Origin of the sequence: Beutenbergia cavernae DSM 12333 (assembly GCF_000023105.1) — a bacterium.
GTDB classification, from domain to species: domain Bacteria; phylum Actinomycetota; class Actinomycetes; order Actinomycetales; family Beutenbergiaceae; genus Beutenbergia; species Beutenbergia cavernae.
In genome coordinates, this window is the sequence record NC_012669.1 from 1,357,814 (window position 1) to 1,374,286 (window position 16,473).

Sequence of the window (16,473 nt, forward strand, 5' to 3'; positions counted from 1 at the left end):
ATGCGCGTGGTCGTCGTGGGCGGAGCGGGTTACATCGGCGCCCACGTCACGCGGCTCCTCCTGGACCGAGGCGACGACGTCGTCGTCGTCGACAACCTCTCGACGGGCGACGCCGCACGCGTCGAGGGGGCGGAGCTCCACCTCCTCACCGTCACGTCGGGCGACGACGCTGCCCTCGCCGAGGTGCTCGGCGGGAGCGACGCCGTCGTCCACTTCGCGGCACGCAAGAGCGTCGAGGAGTCCGTGCACGACCCCGTCGCGTACTACCGGGACAACGTCGTCGGCGTCACGACCGTGCTGGCGGCGATGCGCGACGCGGGGGTCGGCGGACTCGTGTTCTCCTCCTCCGCGGCGGTCTACGGCGAGGCCTCCGGCGTCGTCAGCGAGTCGGCCGACCTGCGTCCGATCAACCCGTACGGCCGCAGCAAGGTGGTCGGCGAGTGGGCGGTGTCCGACGCCGCGGCGGCCTACAGGATCCGTGCCCTGAGCCTGCGGTACTTCAACGTGGCCGGTGCCGCCGACCCGAGCCTGCGGGACCATGGCGCGCGCAACCTCGTCCCCATCGCCGTCGAGCACGCACGGCAGGGCCGGCCCGTCTCGGTGTTCGGCGACGGGTACGACACCCCGGACGGCAGCTGCGTGCGGGACTACGTGCACGTCAGCGACGTCGCCGACGCCCACCTCGCCGCGCTGGACCACGTGGTCGCCGCCCCGGCCGGCTACGACGACGTGCTCAACGTCGGCACCGGCGTCGGGTCGAGCGTGCTGGAGGTGCTGACGACCCTGGGCGAGGTGTCCGGTCAGGCCGTCGACTACGAGATCGGGCCCCCGCGCGACGGCGACCCCGCTGCCGTGATCGGCGCCGTCGGGAAGATCGAGGCCGTGCTGGGCTGGCGCGCCTCCCGGGACCTGCGGGCGATCGTCGGCAGCGCGTGGACCGCCGGGGTCACCGCATGACGGCGGCCCGACGCGAACCGGCAGAGCGCGGCGACGAGGCGCGCCCCGACGTGACAGTCGTCGTCATCTCGTTCAACGACGCCGAGCACCTCGCGGACGCCGTGCGCTCGGTCACCGGCCAGACGCTGAAGAACCTCGAGGTGATCGTCTCCGACGACCACTCGACGGACGGCACGCCCGACCTGGTCGCGACGCTCGCCGCCGAGGACGCCCGGGTGTCCTACCAGCGACTGCCGCAGAACTCGGGCGGCTGCGGCGCGCCACGGAACGTCGGCCTGAGCCACGCCCGCGGCCGCTACGTCATGTTCCTCGACTCGGACGACACGCTCGAGCGTCACGCGTGCAAGAACCTCCTCCTGGCGGCGGAGGCGACGGGCGCGGACGTCGTGTCGGGCAAGACGGAGCGCGTCGAGGTGGACACCGGCGTGCGGTCGCCCTGGTACGGCAACCTGTACGCCGAGCCGCGCGTGGTCCGCTCGCTCGACGAGTTCCCCGAGCTCCTGCACGACACCGTCTCGACGAACAAGCTCTACCGGCGTCAGTTCCTGCTCGACTCGGGCCTGCAGTTCCCGGAGGGGATCCACTACGAGGACCTCGTGTTCACAGCGCGCCTGTACACGACGGCGCCGAGCATCGCGATCATCCCGGAGCTCGTCTACAACTGGCACGTCTACGCGAGCGAGGTCCGGCGCTCCATCACCAACCAGCGCATGAGCGAGCGCAACCTCGCCGACCGGCTCGCGGCCCTCGACCGGGTCGCGGAGGCCTACGCGGTGTGCGGCCCCGAGGTCCAGGCGGAGCAGGCACGCAAGGTGCTGACGCACCATCTCCGCCTGTACCTCAACGACATGGCGGCGGCGGACGACGCGTGGGCGCACGCCGTCGTCACGGCGATCCGGCCGTACGTCGCCGCCGCGGGGCTCCCGGCGGTCGCGGCGCTGACGCCGTTCGAGCGGTTCCTGTACGCCTGCGTGCTCGACGGCGACGTCGACGGCGCGCGGCAGGCGGTCGTGGGGGCGCAGTCCGGCGCGATGACGGGCCGGTTCACGCGTGCCGGCAGCGCCGAGGTCTGGACCCCGCGCGAGGGCGACACGCCGCCGCCGGAGGGAACGGCCGAGCGCGACCTGCTCACCGTCGACCCGCGACTCGTGCGCATCCCGCACCCGGCGATGCCGTACTGCCACGAGGTCGTCTCCGTCCGGCACAGCGGTCTGGGCTACGTGCTCGACGGCGTGACGTCCGATCCCGTCGGCCGCCTCGAGGCAGAGCTGGCCGAGCTCGTGGTGGAGGTCCGCACGCCGTCCGGCGCGGTGCTCGCCCGGCACCCGGCCACGACCGAGGCCACCGGGTCGGTGATCAGGTGGTCCGCGCGGATCGACGCTCCCGCCCGCCGCGGGTTGCGGGAGTGGGAGCCGCGCACGCCGGTGGTCGTGACCCGCCTCGCCTCCGGCTCGGTGAGCACGGGGCCGCTGCGCGCCGGGCGGGCAGCGAACCAGCTCGCGCTGCGCGACGGATCGGCGCTGGGGCGGGCGCTCGGTGACCGCTGGGTGCTCGAGACCGAGCCGTACGAGCCGATCGAGCTGCGCATCGAGGCGACCCGCCGGGGGCACGCCGTGCGCGCCGCCGGCAAGCGAGCGGAGGCCGCGCTGGCCCCGGTGCAGCGCCTGGCCGCGCGCGGGCGGGCGGCCCTCGAACCGACCGGACCCCTGGGACGCGCGGCGTACGCCGCCCTGCGCCGGCTCCCGCTGGAGGAGGACCTCGCGTTCTTCGAGTCGTACCTCGGCCAGAGCACGCAGGACAGCCCGCGCCAGGTGTACGAGGCCCTGCGGCGCCTGCGGCCCGACCTGACCTTCGCGTGGAGCGCCGAGCCGGGCTCACCTGCCGCACGCGAGGTGGCGCCGTCGCACATCGTGCGCCGTGGCTCGTGGGGCTACGTCAGGATGCTCGCGCGGGCTCGCTACCTGGTCGACAACCAGTCGTTCCCCCGGTACTTCCGCAAGCGTCCCGGCCAGGTCTACCTCCAGACCTGGCACGGGATCCCGCTCAAGCGGCTCGGGCTCGACGAGGTCCAGTTCTTCGACCCGGAACAGCGCTCGAGGCTGCGCCGGAACGTGCGCGCCTGGGACGGCCTCGTGGTGCCGGGGCCGTACTTCGAGCGCGTCTTCGTGCCGGCGTTCGACTTCCGCGGCGACCTGCTGCGGTACGGCAGCCCGCGGAACGACCCGCTCGTGACGGAGGCGATCGACGCCGCACGCGTGCGTGCGCTGCTCGACCTCCCCGACGGCGCCCGCGTCGTCCTCTACGCGCCGACCTTCCGGGAGCGCGTCGGCCGTCGGGAGTCGGTGGCCCGGCTCCCGTTCCAGCTCGACCGGTGGATCGACGAGATCGGCGGCGACGTCGTCCTCCTCGTGCGCTCGCACTACCTCAACAGGTTCGAGATCCCCGCGAGGTTCCAGGGCTGGTGCCTCGACGTCTCGCGGCACCCCGACATCAACGAGCTGTACGCCGTGGCGGACGTCCTCGTCACCGACTACTCCTCGGTGATGTTCGACTACGCGCTCCTGCGCCGCCCGATCGTGACGTTCGCGCCGGACTACGACGACTACGTCCTCAGCTCGCGCGGCACGTACTTCGACCTGCGCACCGAGGCGCCGGGCGACGTCGTCGAGACGGAGGACGAGTTCTATCCGGCCGTGCGGCGCGGGCTCGACGACGGCGAGGTCGGCCCCCAGCACGAGCTCTTCGTCGAGCGGTACTGCGGGATCGAGGACGGGAAGGCCGCGGACCGTGCCGCCGGCTACCTGCTGGAGCCGACGCGGTGAGCCGGCCCATCCGGCGCGTGGTGCTCCTGCAGAACCAGCTGGGCGACCTCGGTGGCGTGTCCCGATTCTGCGACGCCCTCTCCCGCGGCCTGCTCGCCCGCGGCTACGCCGTCGAGATCGGTGCCGCGGAGCCTGCTGCGGGCGCGACGATGCGCTACGCGGCGGACGTGCCGACGTGGACGCTGGCGCCGCAGCTCCCACCGGGCGCGGCGACCGACGGCCTCCCGGGCGGACGACGTCGTCGCGAGCTGCCGGGTGCGCTGCACCGGTTCCGGCGCCGTGTGGAGTCCGCTGCCGCGGAGCGCTTCGCCGGTTACGACGACGACACCGTGGTGATCGTGACCCAGCTCTACGCGCGTGAGCGGGTCGGGGAGGCGCTGGCTCCGGAACGGCGACGCTGCGCCGAGGTCGTGCAGTATCACAACTCGTACTCCGCGGCGGCCCGCTCGCGAGACCTGGCGCGGGCGCGCGAGGCGTACACCGCGGCTGACGCGTTCCTCGTGCTCACGCAGGCCGACGCCGCCCTGTTCCGCGAGGCCGGATTCAACAACATGGGGCACATCGTCAACCCCGTCACCGTCCCCGTCGCTCCCGAGGCGGACCTCGAGGACGGCGTCGTCGTCTCGCTCGGTCGGTACGACAGGCAGAAGTCCCTCGACCACCTGATCCGGGCGTGGTCCGCGCTGGACGACGACGTGACGCGGGGCTGGCGGCTCGAGCTGTACGGCGAGGGGCCCGAACGCTCCCTGCTGGAGGAGCTGATCGACGACCTCGGCCTGCGCGGCACGGTGCGTCTCAACGGCCCCACGGCGCAGGCCCACGACGTTCTCGCCCGTGCCGCCGTGAGTGCCCAGTCGTCGCAGTTCGAGGGCCTCCCGCTCGCCCTGATGGAGGCGAGCGCGCTCGGGGTGCCGAGCGTCGCGTACGACTGCTCGCCGGGGATCAGGGAGATCGTCGTCGACGGCGTGACGGGTCTGACAGTGCCGCTGAACAACCTGGAGCGACTCGCCGACGGGTTGGCCACGCTCATGGCCTCGCGCGAGGTGCGCCTCGCCTACGGCCGCAACGCCCACCGCCGGATGCAGAGCGAGTTCTCGCTCGACTCGGTGCTCGACGCGTGGGAGCGACTCTTCTCGGAGCTCGTCCGATGAGGTCCTTGTCACACTCCGGGGCGGTGGCTAGCGTTCCAGGACGCGGCACCGCCGCGGAGCCGGTTCCCCCACCGCCCGAGGAGCAGCCCGTGGATTCGACGACGTCGTCGCCCACCACCGTCCCGCTGACGTCGCCGACCAGCCGTGCTGAGTACTGGGACACGTACTACGCCCGGTCGGGGAGCTCGGGACTTCCCGTCCCCTCCCAGTTCGCGGTCTTCGTGGCGGGCGAGCTCGGCGGCCCGCACCGCGTCGTGGACGTCGGCTGCGGCAACGGACGCGACTCGCTGTTCTTCCTGCTCCACGGGCACCAGGTGGTCGGCATCGACGCGTCGCAGGTCGCGATCGAGCGGTGCCGGGACCGAGCCGACCAGCTCGCCCTGGGCGGCGACTTCGTCCGCGCGTCCATCCTCGAGCCCCGGTTCGCGGAGCTGCTGCCGGACGGCGACCTGCCGACGGCCGTGTACGCGCGGTTCTTCCTCCACGCGATCACGGACGAGGAGGAGGCGGCGTTCCTGAGCTCGATCAGGGACTTCACCCGCCCGGGCGACGTCGTCGCGCTCGAGTACCGCTCCGTCCGGGACGTCAGCCTCGAGAAGGTGACCGGGCAGCACTACCGGAGGTACGTGGATCCCGCGCGGTTCAACGCCGACCTCGTGAAGCACGGATTCACGATCACGTACGCGGTCGAGGGCTTCGGCTTCGCGAAGTACAAGAACGACGACGCGTACGTGGCGAGGGTGTGCCTGACCCGTGACTGACGACGCCGGGGTCGATGTCGCCGCCCTGGTCGCTGCGTTCCGCGACGGTCCGCTCGCCACGTATCCCGACCTCGCCTTCCTCGACGCGTCCGGCGTGCTGAGCCTCGCGCTGGACCTGCAGGGCGTCTCGTCGGTGCGGATCGAGCTGGACGACACCGAGTTCCTCAACCTGCACTCGATCCTCGTCGAGGGCGACGGCGCCACGGCCCCGGCAGTCGATCTCGCCACGTGCCGCACGAGCAGCGCCTGGCCGGGACTCCCTCCCGAGATCACGGACCGCACGGTGTTCGATCCCGGAGACGGCCACGGGACGGCGCTGCACACCGAGCGGGAGGAGCGGCCCTGGGCGGAGATCGTCTTCTCGGAGCCGGTGCACCTGCGCCGTCTCGTCCTGCGGAACGTCCACACGCAGACGGCCGCGCGGGCGCGGAACCTGCGCGTGCTCGTCGACGGCGAGGTGCGGTATGACGCGCGGGAACGCCGCGCGGCGTTCGCGGCGAGCGTCGAGGCGTGGCGCACCTACGCACCGGCCCTCGCTGCACCCGCGGCACGGGAGCTCGCCGTCGTGCTCACGAAGATCGCCACGCTCGACTACCACGGCGCGCACGAGGGGCTGAAGGCCGTGGCCGGAGTGACCCGCGCGGAGAGGTCGCTCTTCCGCTCGCTGTGCAACGAGGCGCTGCTGTACCCGCGCCGGATCGAGTGGACGGTGCACGGGATCAAGCGCTCCTTCCGGTTCTGGTCGGGACACGAGCGACGCGACTACCTCGCGTTCGCGCTCGAGGTGATCCGGGACCTGGGCGAGATCTCGCCGGCGGTCAGCCTGGGCTTCGGCTCCGTGCTCGGCGTCGTGCGGGACGGCGGCTTCATCCCGCACGACGACGACCTCGACATCATCATCGGGTTCGAGCAGTCGGACGTGCCGCGGATCGCCGACGGCCTGGACCTGATCGACATGTACCTGTCGGCGCTCGGGTACGAGGTGAGCGGGCGCCACATGGCTCACTGCTGGGTCGGGCGCCCGGGGCAGCTGCACGTCGACGTCTTCGTCGGGCTGTTCGAGGGCGACGACGTCTCGTGGTACCCGGGCAAGCGGGGCTCGTTGACCCGGGACCTGATGTTTCCCGTGTCGCGTGCCCGGGTTCTCGACCTCGAGTGCCCGCTGCCGCGGAACCCGCTCGAGTACCTCGACGTGCTCTACGGGAAGAGCTGGCGCACCCCCGACCCCGGACACGCGCACGCGTGGAACCAGAAGCCCTACGCCGATCTGGCATGAGGAGGCCGCATGGGGTGGCGTGAGTCCGTCAACCAGGTCCTACGACGGACCACCGGCTACCAGTTCACTCGGGCGGCCGTGAACGGGACCGCGAACGGGACGGCGAACGGGAACGGTCACCTCCCCGCGGGGCGCCCGCTGCCGAAGGACTATGACGACGCCGCCCGCGCGGTCATCCAGCGGGTCCGTCCGCGGACGATGACGTCGCCCGAGCGCCTCCACGCGTTCATCCTCGCCACGAGGTACGTCACGCGCTACGCGGTGCCCGGCGCGATCGTGGAGTGCGGGGTGTGGCGCGGGGGATCGATGCAGGCGAGCGCGCTGACGCTGGCCGAGCTCGGCGCCACCGACCGCGACCTGTACCTCTTCGACACGTTCGAGGGAATGCCGCCCCCGACGAAGGAGGACGTCCGGCACGACGGACGTTCCGCGGAGTACATGCTGTCGCGCCTCAGCAAGGATCGGGGGATCTGGGCGTACGCGACGCTGGACGACGTGCGGTCGGGCTTCGACGACGTCCCGTACCCGAGCGAGCGGATCCACTTCGTGCAGGGGATGGTCGAGAACACGGTGCCCGAGCAGGCGCCCGAGCAGATCGCGGTGCTGCGGCTCGACACGGACTGGTACGCCTCCACGAAGCACGAGCTCGAGCACCTCTACCCGAGGCTGGTGAGCGGTGGGGTCCTGCTCATCGACGACTACGGGTACTGGCAGGGTGCCCGCAAGGCGGTCGACGAGTTCCTCGAGATCACGGGGGAGCGGCTCCTGCTCCAGCGGATGGACGAAGGCCGGATCGCCGTCAAGCCCTGACGGTCAGAGACGACCGGCCGGAACCGGCGGGAGCGGGACGCGCTCCAGGTCGGCATGACGATTCGCCCACAGCCGCACGAGGGCCGAGAACGTGCGCGTGCGCAGGCTCGTCCGCCCCGACGGCTTACGCAGGACGCCGACGGTGTCGCCCCAATAGTGACTCTGGGTGATCCTCGCGTAGTGGTGCCGGACCTGCGAGTCGCTCCGGATCGGCGGGAAGTCCGTGTATGCCTCGAGGACCTCGAGGTTCGACCACGCTGCCAGGGCGCGAACCGCGTCCGGGTAGTAGCGCCAGCAGTCGTACACGTCGTGCCGGTTCCCGCGCGAGGGGGCGGTGACGATGAGGAGCCCGCCCGGAACGAGGATCCGCCGGATCTCCATCGCCGTCGCCCACGGGAACGGGATGTGCTCGAACGTCTGGCCGCTGATGACGATGTCCACCGACCGGCTGGGGACCGGGATCGTGTACGGGTTCGGCATCACGCGGTCGACGTTGGGGCCGGACTTGATGTCCACGCCGATGTACCGCACGCGATAGGGCTCGAGGAGATCGCGGTGCGTCTTCGTCTGAGTGCGGGAGATGGCCGAGCCGACCTCGACCATGCGATAGCTGCGCGCGGGGTCGAGGTGGGTCTCGAGACACAGTGCCATCTGGCGGCGCGCGCTGTGGTGCATCAGGTGAGTATGGCGGTCACCCGTTCGGCGCGGGCGATATCGCTCTGCATGTCCGCGCCGAGCGCCGCTTCCGCGAGGACCACCGAGCCGCCGGTGGCAAGCACGCCCAGGGTGCCGAGCACCGCGGCGCGTGCGTCGGTGGGCGCGAGCAGCACCCGCGCTCCGGAGTCCGACCCGGCCGCCTCCGAGGCCGCGGCGAGCAGGCCGTCGTGCGCGACGCCGTCGTCGCCCGACGACGAGAGCGCGAGCGCCGGCGCGGACGGATCCAGCGGCGGGAGATAGCCAGGGGAGTCCCCGAACGACATGAGCTCGGCGGCGCCGTCCGTGACGCCCGGCGGGAGGTCGGCGTCGAACGCCATGGCGAGCGCCGGGAGCGCGACGGCGACGACCTCCGGATGTCCCGGGTACGCCGAAGGGCGGGTCGTCACGACGACGTCGGCGCCGGGGTGGCCGCGCTCGCCGGTGTCGGCGCCCTCCTCGTGCGGGAGCACGACGCATCCGCCCGCCGTCCAGGTCGCGAGCGCCCACACGACGGCGCGCCAGTGCGGCGGCAGGTCGAGGAGGACCCGCGTCCCGGGCCCGGCGTCGGTCAGCTCCACGAGGAGGTTCGTGGCCTTCGACACCCACGTCGCGAGCACGCGCCCGGACAGCTCGACCCGCTCGGCGTCGCCGGCGTACCACGTGAGACGTGGCGCCGACGGAACGTCCACGGCGGTCAGCGAGGTGAGGACGTCACGGGCGGATGTGGGGTGCGGCATCTGCACACGGTACGGTCGAACGGCGCCGATTCGCGCGTCCGGCGGGTCCGTGGTACGGCAGCCCAATATCACGTCTGGGCTTGACTTCGGGTGGATGACACGCGTGTAATTCATGCACGAGCTCGCCGGGGGCCGACGGCGGGTACGAGCAGGAGAGGGGAGGTTCCGATGTGGAACATCCTCGGTGAGGGACCACTCGCCTCACCCGACGACTGGAGCTCGGGGCTCGGAGCGGGACCGTGGGGCCAGGGGGCCGACACCGCGACCGGACTCGAGTGGCAGGAGCGGGCGCTGTGCGCCCAGACCGATCCGGAGGCGTTCTTCCCGGAGAAGGGCGGGTCGACCCGCGAGGCGAAACGGGTCTGCACGTCCTGCGAAGTCCGGGCGGAGTGCCTCGAGTACGCGCTGGCGCACGACGAGCGGTTCGGGATCTGGGGCGGTCTGTCGGAGCGGGAGCGTCGTAAGCTCAAGCGCCGCGCGATCTAGCGCGCGCCGCGAGAGCTCATGGCGGACACTCCCGAGAACACGCAGCCCGCTCAGCCCGGCGTCCTCGCAGTCGTCGTCGCCGCGGGCGTCACCAGCTACCTCCTGGACACGCTGCGCGCCGTCGCCGCCCAGGAGCACGGTCCCGACCACGTCGTCGTCGTCAGCACCGTGGAGCGCGAGGTCCGCGCCGTCCGCGACGTCGCCCGCGAGGCGGGCCTGCCGGACGCCGACGTCCGCGCCGCACCCCGCGCACGCACCTTCGGCGGCGCCGTCCGCGCCGTCCTCGGCCAGCTTCCCGACGCCGCTGCGGCCCAGCCGTGGCTCTGGCTCCTCCACGACGACTCCGCACCCCACGACGACGCGCTCGCGGCGCAGCTGCGCGTGGTGCAGCAGGGGTCGTCGGTCGCCGTCGCCGGCGCGAAGCAGACCGAGTGGCACCGCCCGGACCACCTCGTCTCGGTCGGCGTCACCACCACGCCCACCGGGCGCCGGTTCACCGGCGTCGAGGACGGTGAGATCGACCAGGGGCAGCACGACGGGCGGGAGGACGTGCTCGCCGTCGGGACGGCCGGCATGCTCGTCCGCCGCGACGTCTGGACCGCCCTCGGCGGGCCCGACCCCGAGCTCGGCCCGTTCGGCGACGGCGTCGACCTGTGCCGTCGGGCGCGGCTGGCCGGGCACCGCGTCGTCGTCGTCCCCGGTGCGCGGGTGCGGCACGCCCGCGCGTCCTACCTCGGGGTGCGGGAGCGCCGGAACGGGGCGCAGGCCGACACCGAGCGCCGCACCGCCCCGCGCACGCCGGACGAGCGCCGGAGCTGGGAGGCGCGGCGGCGAGCGCTGCTGCACGGCCGGCTCACCGGCGTCTCCGGGCCGATGGTGGTGCCGGCCTTCCTGTGGATGCTGCTCGTCGCCCCGGTGCGGATGCTCCTGCGCGTCGCGACGAAGGAGATCGGGCTCGTGGGCGCCGAGCTGCGCGCGCCCCTCGCCGTCCTCGCCCGGGTAGGGCCGGTCGCCCGGTCCCGGCGGAGGGCGGCAGTGACGGCCCGGGTGCCGCGCCGCGCCCTGCGGCCGCTCCTGGTCAGCAACACCCAGCTCTGGCGGGCCCGTCGCGACGAGCGCCTGCAACGGGCCGAGGCGCGGCGCGCGGCGCGTGCCCCGAGCGAGCTCGAGATCGCCGAACGCGCGGCGATGGCCCGACGACGCCGCGGGGGGCTCGCCGTCGTCCTGGCCGTGGCTGTGGCCGTGGCGGCCGTCGCCCTCGGGTCGCTGACGTTCGCCGGGGCGCTCGTCGGTGGTTCGCTGCTCCCGGTCGACGGCGACGTCGCCACGCTCTGGACCCGGGCGACCTCGTGGTGGGTGACGAGCGCGGACGGGTACTCCGGGCCGCCGGACCCGTTCACCGTGGTGCTCGCGGCGCTGACGACGCTGCTCGGCGGACCGCTCGGGACACCGCCGCACGTCGCCGTCACCGTGCTGGTGGTCGGGTCGGTGCCGCTGGCGGCTCTGGGCGCCTGGTTCGCGGCCGGTGCGGCGAGCCGGTCCGTCCCGTTGCGGAGCTGGGCGGCGCTCGTGTGGGCGGTCGCGCCGCCGCTCCTGCTCGCCACGTCGTCCGGCCGGATCGGCGCGCTGCTCGCGCACCTCGCGCTGCCCTGGGTCGCCCTCGGCGTCGCGCGGGCCCTCGGCGTCCAGCGCCGCGACGTCGTCCTCTCGGGGATGGTCGGGGCGAAGCGCGCCCACGCGGACGACGACGAGGCGCCGACCCCGACCGCTGTCGTCCCCGTCGCGCGGCCCCGCGCAGGCTCGATCGGTGCTGCTGCGGCCGCCGGGCTGGCGTTCGCCGTCGCGTGCGCGGGTGCGCCGGTGCTCCTGGGCGTCGGGGTGCTCGCGCTCGTCGTCCTGGTGATCGCCGTCGGCCCGCGGCGCCGCGGGCGTCACGCGGGCCGCACGCGCCTGCTCCTGGTGCTCGCCCCGGCGCTCGCCCTGCTCGGTCCGTGGCTCACCGGGGCGCTCGTCACCTCCGGGCCGCCCGACGCGTGGCGGCTGCTCGTGTCCGAGCCCGGGCTGCCGCAGCCCGTGGACGCGGGACCGGCCTGGTGGCAGCTGCTGGGCTGGCCGGTCGAGCCCGCGGCCTGGCCGGGCGTCGCGGCCGGGGCGGGGGCGGTGGTCCCGCTGGTGGCCTCGGGGACGCTCGTCCTCGCCGGCCTCGTCGCCCTGCTGCGCGGGTCCGGCAAGATCCGGCCGGTCCGGATCGGCTGGCTGGTCACGGGGATCGGCCTCGTCGCCGCGCTCGTCGCCTCGCGCACGGAGGTCGGCGTCGGGACGGCCGCCGACGGCAACGCGCAGGTCGCGTACGGCTGGGCGGGCCCCGGCACGTCGGTGGTCGTGCTGGGCCTGCTCGTGGCCGCTGTCAGTGCCGGGGACGGCCTGCGGGGCTGGCTGACGGAGCGCGCGTTCGGGTGGCGGCAGCTCACCGCGGGAGTCGTCACGGTGGTCGTCGTGCTGGCCCCGCTGGCGACGGCCGCCGCCTGGGTATGGTCGGTGCGCGCCGAGGAGTCACCGGGGAGCCCGGCGCTCGCGGTCGAGCCGCGCGGCGCCGACCCCGTGCCGGCCCTCGGCCGGCAGCTCCAGGAGAGCACCGCCGGCGCGCGTGTCCTCGCGATCTCGACCGACGACGCCGGGTTGCGCGTGCAGCTCTGGCGGGACAACGGCCCGCAGCTCCTCGACGCGACGTCGCCGGTGACCGCGCGGGCGGTCTCGGGCGCGCCGCGCGAGGGTGTGCCCGCGGCGCCCGACGCCGCCGACACGGCCCTGGCCGGGCTCGCGGCCCTGCTCGCCGCGTCCTCGGACGCGGCGGCCGACGAGCTCGCCGCGCACGCCGTCGGCGTCGTCGTCGTGCCGCCGCTCGACTCCCGCGTCGCGCCCGGGCACGACACGACGGCGCGGGCGCGGCTCGTGGCGAGCCTCGACGCGACCGCCGGGCTCGAACGCGTCACGGAGAACGCCTCGGGTGTCGTCTGGCGGGTCGCTGCCGACGTCGGGAGCTCGCGCGCCCGGATCGTGACGCCCGGTGACGACGGAGCTGCCGTCGTCGCCGCGGGCCTCGTCCGGGCCGGCGGGCACCTCCCGGCGGCGAGCGTGGAGCGCATCGTCGTGCTCGCGGAGCGAGCGGACGACGGGTGGCGCGCCACGATCGGCTCCGCCGAGCTGGAGGCGACCGCCGACGGCTGGGAGCAGGGGTTCACGGTGCCGGCCGGTCTCGGCGGGGAGCTCCGCGTGACCTACGACAGCCCGTGGCGGGTGCCGTGGGGCGTCGCCGTCGTCACGGTTCTCGCGCTCTCGGCGTTGCTCGCCCTTCCCACCCGCCGCCGACGGGAGAGTGACTAGATGGCCACCCCGCCCGTGACATCCCGCATCGGACCGCGGCTGCGCACCGCCCTGCGCCGGCTGGGGGCGACGTCCAGCGCGCTCGTCGTGCTGGCCGGCGTCGCGGCCGTCACGGCGATCGGGACGGCCGACGACGCCGGCCCGGGTGAGGTGGTCCCGCCGACCCGGGTGGACGTGCCGCCGTCAGAGCTCGCCCTCGTCTGCCCGGGCCCGCCCCGCCTGGCGACCGCGGACCTCGGCGGCGACATCACGTACGACCCGGAGTTCGACGCCGCACCCGCGCAGACGCAGGTGCGGCAGGACGGGTTGACCCTGCGCCGTGACGACGAGGACGCGCCAGCCGCCGGCACGATCGGCCCGCTCGCTCCCGACGGCGGGACGGCGCTGGACGCCGGAGGCGACGCGGCAGTGGCGAGCGTCGCCGACGTCGCGGGCGCCGGAGTGGTGCGCGCCGACCCGGTCGGGGACAGGTCGGCGTTCGGGGTGGGCGCGACGCTGGCCCGGACCGACGCCGGCGACCTGCGCGGCCTCGTCGCCGCGCCGTGCCTCCCGGCGTCGTCGACGGTGTGGCTGGTCGGCGGCAGCACGGCGCTCGGGGCGAGCACGCGGCTCGTCCTCGCCAACCCGGGCACGACCCCGGCCACGGTCACCGTGACGGCGTGGGGGGCGACCGGGCCGCTCGCGATGGAGCGGGCCAGCGGTCTGCTGGTGGCGCCGGGGGAGGAGACGGCGATCCTGCTCGAGGCGGTCGCCACGGGCGAGGAGCGGATCGCCGTCCGCGTGGACGCCGCGGGCGGCCGGGTCAGCGCCACGCTCCAGGAGTCGCAGCTGCGGGGTCTCGTCGCCGGCGGCACGGACCTGGTCAGCGCCGCGGCGGATCCGGCCACCTCGCTGCTGGTCCCCGGCATCACGCTGGCCGAGACCGAGGTCGACGACCCGGAGCCGAGCGTGCTGCGCGTGCTCAACCCCGGCGACGAGCGTGCCAGGGTGACGTTGCGGCTGCTGGGCGCGGACGGGGAGAACGTCGTGCCGGGTGCGCAGGACCAGGTGCTCGAGCCGGGCACGGTGACCGACGTGTCGCTCGCGGGCCTGCCGGCCGGCTGGTACACGGCCGAGCTCACGTCGGACGTGCCGGTCACGGCCGGGGCGTCCCTGGTGCGCGTGGGGGAGCCCGGCGAGGACGACCCGGACCAGCCGGTGGTCGAGCGGGCCTGGGTCGCCGCGGTCGACCCGGTGACGTCGGGAGCCGTCGTCGCCGACACGGGCGGCGACGTCGTCGAGGCGGCCAGGCTGGTCGTCGGGAACCCCGGCGCGGAGGCGGTGACGGTGAGCGTCACCGGCTACGGCCGGGACGGCGGCACCACCGACCCCGTCGACCTCACCGTGGCGGCGCGCTCCAGCGAGACGCTCGACGTCGCCGACCTCGGGGAGGGTGTGCTGGGCGTCCGGCTCGCGAGCCCGAGCGCGGTGTCCGGGGCCATGCTCCTGTCGGCCGAACCCGGCGACGGCACCATGTTCTCGATCCTCCCGGTCACGCCCGACCCGGATCAGCGCCAGAGCGTGGACGTGCGGCTCGGCCCGGGCTGAGCAGTGTGCGGCTGCGCGCCGGTGCCGCGTCTGGCGCGGTAGACGTCGCGGCGGCGCTCACGCGGGGCCGCCGAGCACCGCCGGCGCGGCCTCGCGCCAGCGCTCGCGCCAGTCGCCGATTGGCGCGAGGCCGGCACGCACGAGCGCCTCGTGGCCGAGCACCGAGTACGCGGGCCGCGGCGCGGGCCGCGAGAACGCGGCGCTCGTGGTCGGGCGCACCATGGCGGGATCCCGGCCGAGCGACGCGACGATCTCGCGCGTGAACCCGTACCAGCTCACCTCCCCGGACGCCGTCGCGTGGTACGTGCCGCCGGGTGCCCCGCGCTCGAGGAGGCGCGCGACGACGTCGGCCACGTCCGCCGTCCACGTCGGCTGCCCGAGCTGGTCGTCGACGACGTCGATCCGCTCGCGTTCCGCGGCCAGGCGCGCCATCGTGCGGGGGAAGCAGGCGCCGTGGGCGCCGTAGAGCCACGCGGTGCGCACGACGAGATGGTCGGCGCCGGCTGCTCGGACGGCCCACTCGCCGGCCGCCTTCGTGCGCCCGTAGGCGGACACCGGGCGGAGGGGGGCGTCCTCGCCGTAGGGGAGCGCGGCGGCTCCGTCGAAGACGTAGTCGGTCGAGACCTGGACCAGCCGCGCCCCGACGGCCGTGCAGGCCTGTGCGAGGTGCGCCGGGGCGAGCGCGTTGAGGTCGAAGGCGGCACCCTCGTGGGACTCGGCGTCGTCGACGGCCGTCCACGCGGCGCAATTGATCACGGCGTCGGTGCCGGGGGCCACCGCACGACGCACGGCGTCGGCGTCCGTGACGTCGAGGTCCCGGCGCGCGCGGGGGAGCACCTCGTGCTCGGCGTCGAGGCGGGCGACGACGTCGTGCGCGAGCATGCCGCCGGCGCCGGTCACGAGGATGCGCATGCGTGGCCTCCGGGCTGGGCCGCTGCGGTTCGGCGCGGCGTCGGGCCCAGCCTACGGAGCGTCAGGCTGCGCGGATGTACGACGCCGTCCCGCGTCGCACCAGCGCGCCGTCGGGGATCTCGGAGTCGGGCTCGACGACGACGCGCGCGGCGATCCTGGCGCCCGCGCCCACGCGGGTGCGGCTGCCGATCCTCGCCCCGGCTCCGACCAGGGCGTCGTGACCGAGGTGGACGCTCGTGGCGACGTGCGCCCCGACGCCCACGGAGGCACCGGACTCGACCCATCCGCCGGCGCCGATCCGAGCGTGCGCGGCCACCGTCGCGCCGGGATCCACCCAGGCGGTGGGTGCGAGGTGCGCGCTGGCGTCGACATGCGCGCCCGCCGCGACCAGACCGCCGCCGTTCTCGTGCCGTCGGTACCGCACGACAGTGCCGTCGTCGTGCTCGAGGTCTTCGTACTTCTTCACCATGAGTCCTCCATCCTGCCTGACATAACGAACGGCACAGCGGCAGGATTCCCGCCCCGGGCGTGAGGGCTCCCACAGTCGCGCGGCCGCCGCGAGGGTGCGGCCCGTCGCGCTACGAGCCGCGGAGCGCTGCGGCTCGCACGGTGCCCGACCGCGCGCGCAAGACTCATTGCGCAATGACTCTTGCGCAAGAGACGTTGCGCAAGTACTGTTGCATCCAGGACGCCGGAGCAGCCCGGCGTCACGTCCGAAGGAGCCGACAGTGACCAGTCGCCGACACCCCTCCCGCTACAGCCCCACGTCGCCCGTCCTGCGTGCGACGCCCACCAACGAGCAGCGCCACCGCGACCTGCGCGAGGCCGAGCTGGCCGAGCGCCGTCTCGACCGGATCCACGCCGACGCCGCCACGCACTTCGGGCGGTTCTGAG

At 74.4% G+C, this 16,473-nt stretch carries 14 protein-coding genes; 10 read left to right on the forward strand and 4 right to left on the reverse strand.

Features of this window, described 5'->3' with window-relative positions; all coding sequences use genetic code 11:
• From galE to BCAV_RS06065, 6 genes are all read left to right on the forward strand, one after another.
• Complete coding sequence (gene galE / locus BCAV_RS06040) at positions 1 to 957, forward strand: UDP-glucose 4-epimerase GalE (protein ID WP_015881698.1); 957 nt, start codon at positions 1 to 3, stop codon at positions 955 to 957.
• Positions 954 to 3,779: a bifunctional glycosyltransferase/CDP-glycerol:glycerophosphate glycerophosphotransferase gene (locus tag BCAV_RS06045; protein WP_015881699.1), complete on the forward strand. Its 2,826-nt coding sequence runs from the start codon at positions 954 to 956 to the stop codon at positions 3,777 to 3,779. Before galE ends, BCAV_RS06045 begins: the two co-directional genes overlap by 4 nt.
• On the forward strand, positions 3,776 to 4,930 hold the full coding sequence (locus BCAV_RS06050; protein ID WP_015881700.1) for a glycosyltransferase: 1,155 nt from the start codon (positions 3,776 to 3,778) through the stop codon (positions 4,928 to 4,930). Before BCAV_RS06045 ends, BCAV_RS06050 begins: the two co-directional genes overlap by 4 nt.
• A gap of 89 nt (positions 4,931 to 5,019) precedes the next feature.
• Positions 5,020 to 5,691, forward strand: coding sequence for a class I SAM-dependent methyltransferase (locus BCAV_RS06055; RefSeq protein ID WP_015881701.1), 672 nt, complete (start codon positions 5,020 to 5,022; stop codon positions 5,689 to 5,691).
• The gene (locus BCAV_RS06060; protein WP_015881702.1) at positions 5,684 to 6,967 is read left to right on the forward strand and encodes a LicD family protein; all 1,284 of its coding nucleotides are present in this window, start codon (positions 5,684 to 5,686) and stop codon (positions 6,965 to 6,967) included. The genes BCAV_RS06055 and BCAV_RS06060 overlap by 8 nt, the downstream gene beginning before the upstream one ends.
• Before the next feature lie 9 nt (positions 6,968 to 6,976).
• On the forward strand, positions 6,977 to 7,777 hold the full coding sequence (locus BCAV_RS06065) for a TylF/MycF/NovP-related O-methyltransferase (RefSeq protein ID WP_015881703.1): 801 nt from the start codon (positions 6,977 to 6,979) through the stop codon (positions 7,775 to 7,777).
• Between the two features lie 3 nt (positions 7,778 to 7,780).
• Here the strand turns inward: BCAV_RS06065 and BCAV_RS06070 are convergent, their stop codons facing one another.
• Both BCAV_RS06070 and BCAV_RS06075 read right to left on the reverse strand, forming a co-directional pair.
• Positions 7,781 to 8,452 carry a methyltransferase domain-containing protein gene (locus BCAV_RS06070; protein WP_015881704.1) on the reverse strand — a complete coding sequence of 224 codons (672 nt, stop codon included), beginning with the start codon at positions 8,450 to 8,452 and terminating at the stop codon, positions 7,781 to 7,783.
• Positions 8,452 to 9,210 (reverse strand): TIGR03089 family protein, encoded by a 759-nt coding sequence (locus BCAV_RS06075; RefSeq protein ID WP_015881705.1) that lies wholly within the window; start codon positions 9,208 to 9,210, stop codon positions 8,452 to 8,454. Before BCAV_RS06075 ends, BCAV_RS06070 begins: the two co-directional genes overlap by 1 nt.
• Before the next feature lie 168 nt (positions 9,211 to 9,378).
• Here BCAV_RS06075 and BCAV_RS06080 point away from each other — a divergent pair, with 168 nt between their 5' ends.
• Genes BCAV_RS06080 through BCAV_RS06090 form a run of 3 tightly spaced genes read left to right on the forward strand, consistent with a single transcriptional unit; the run spans position 9,379 to position 14,667 of the window.
• On the forward strand, positions 9,379 to 9,696 hold the full coding sequence (locus tag BCAV_RS06080) for a WhiB family transcriptional regulator (protein ID WP_015881706.1): 318 nt from the start codon (positions 9,379 to 9,381) through the stop codon (positions 9,694 to 9,696).
• A gap of 18 nt (positions 9,697 to 9,714) precedes the next feature.
• Complete coding sequence (locus BCAV_RS06085; protein WP_015881707.1) at positions 9,715 to 13,080, forward strand: glycosyltransferase; 3,366 nt, start codon at positions 9,715 to 9,717, stop codon at positions 13,078 to 13,080.
• A complete protein-coding gene (locus tag BCAV_RS06090; RefSeq protein WP_015881708.1) occupies positions 13,081 to 14,667 on the forward strand; it encodes a DUF5719 family protein in 1,587 nt (528 codons plus the stop codon).
• 57 nt (positions 14,668 to 14,724) lie between these two features.
• Here BCAV_RS06090 and rfbD read toward each other — a convergent pair whose 3' ends face one another.
• Together rfbD and BCAV_RS06100 are read right to left on the reverse strand one after the other, a co-directional pair.
• Complete coding sequence (gene rfbD / locus BCAV_RS06095) at positions 14,725 to 15,579, reverse strand: dTDP-4-dehydrorhamnose reductase (RefSeq protein ID WP_015881709.1); 855 nt, start codon at positions 15,577 to 15,579, stop codon at positions 14,725 to 14,727.
• Positions 15,580 to 15,640: 61 nt separating this feature from the next.
• A complete protein-coding gene (locus BCAV_RS06100; protein WP_015881710.1) occupies positions 15,641 to 16,048 on the reverse strand; it encodes a transferase in 408 nt (135 codons plus the stop codon).
• Positions 16,049 to 16,307: 259 nt separating this feature from the next.
• Here BCAV_RS06100 and BCAV_RS22920 point away from each other — a divergent pair, with 259 nt between their 5' ends.
• Positions 16,308 to 16,472: a hypothetical protein gene (locus tag BCAV_RS22920; RefSeq protein WP_015881711.1), complete on the forward strand. Its 165-nt coding sequence runs from the start codon at positions 16,308 to 16,310 to the stop codon at positions 16,470 to 16,472.
• Position 16,473 lies beyond the last annotated feature (1 nt).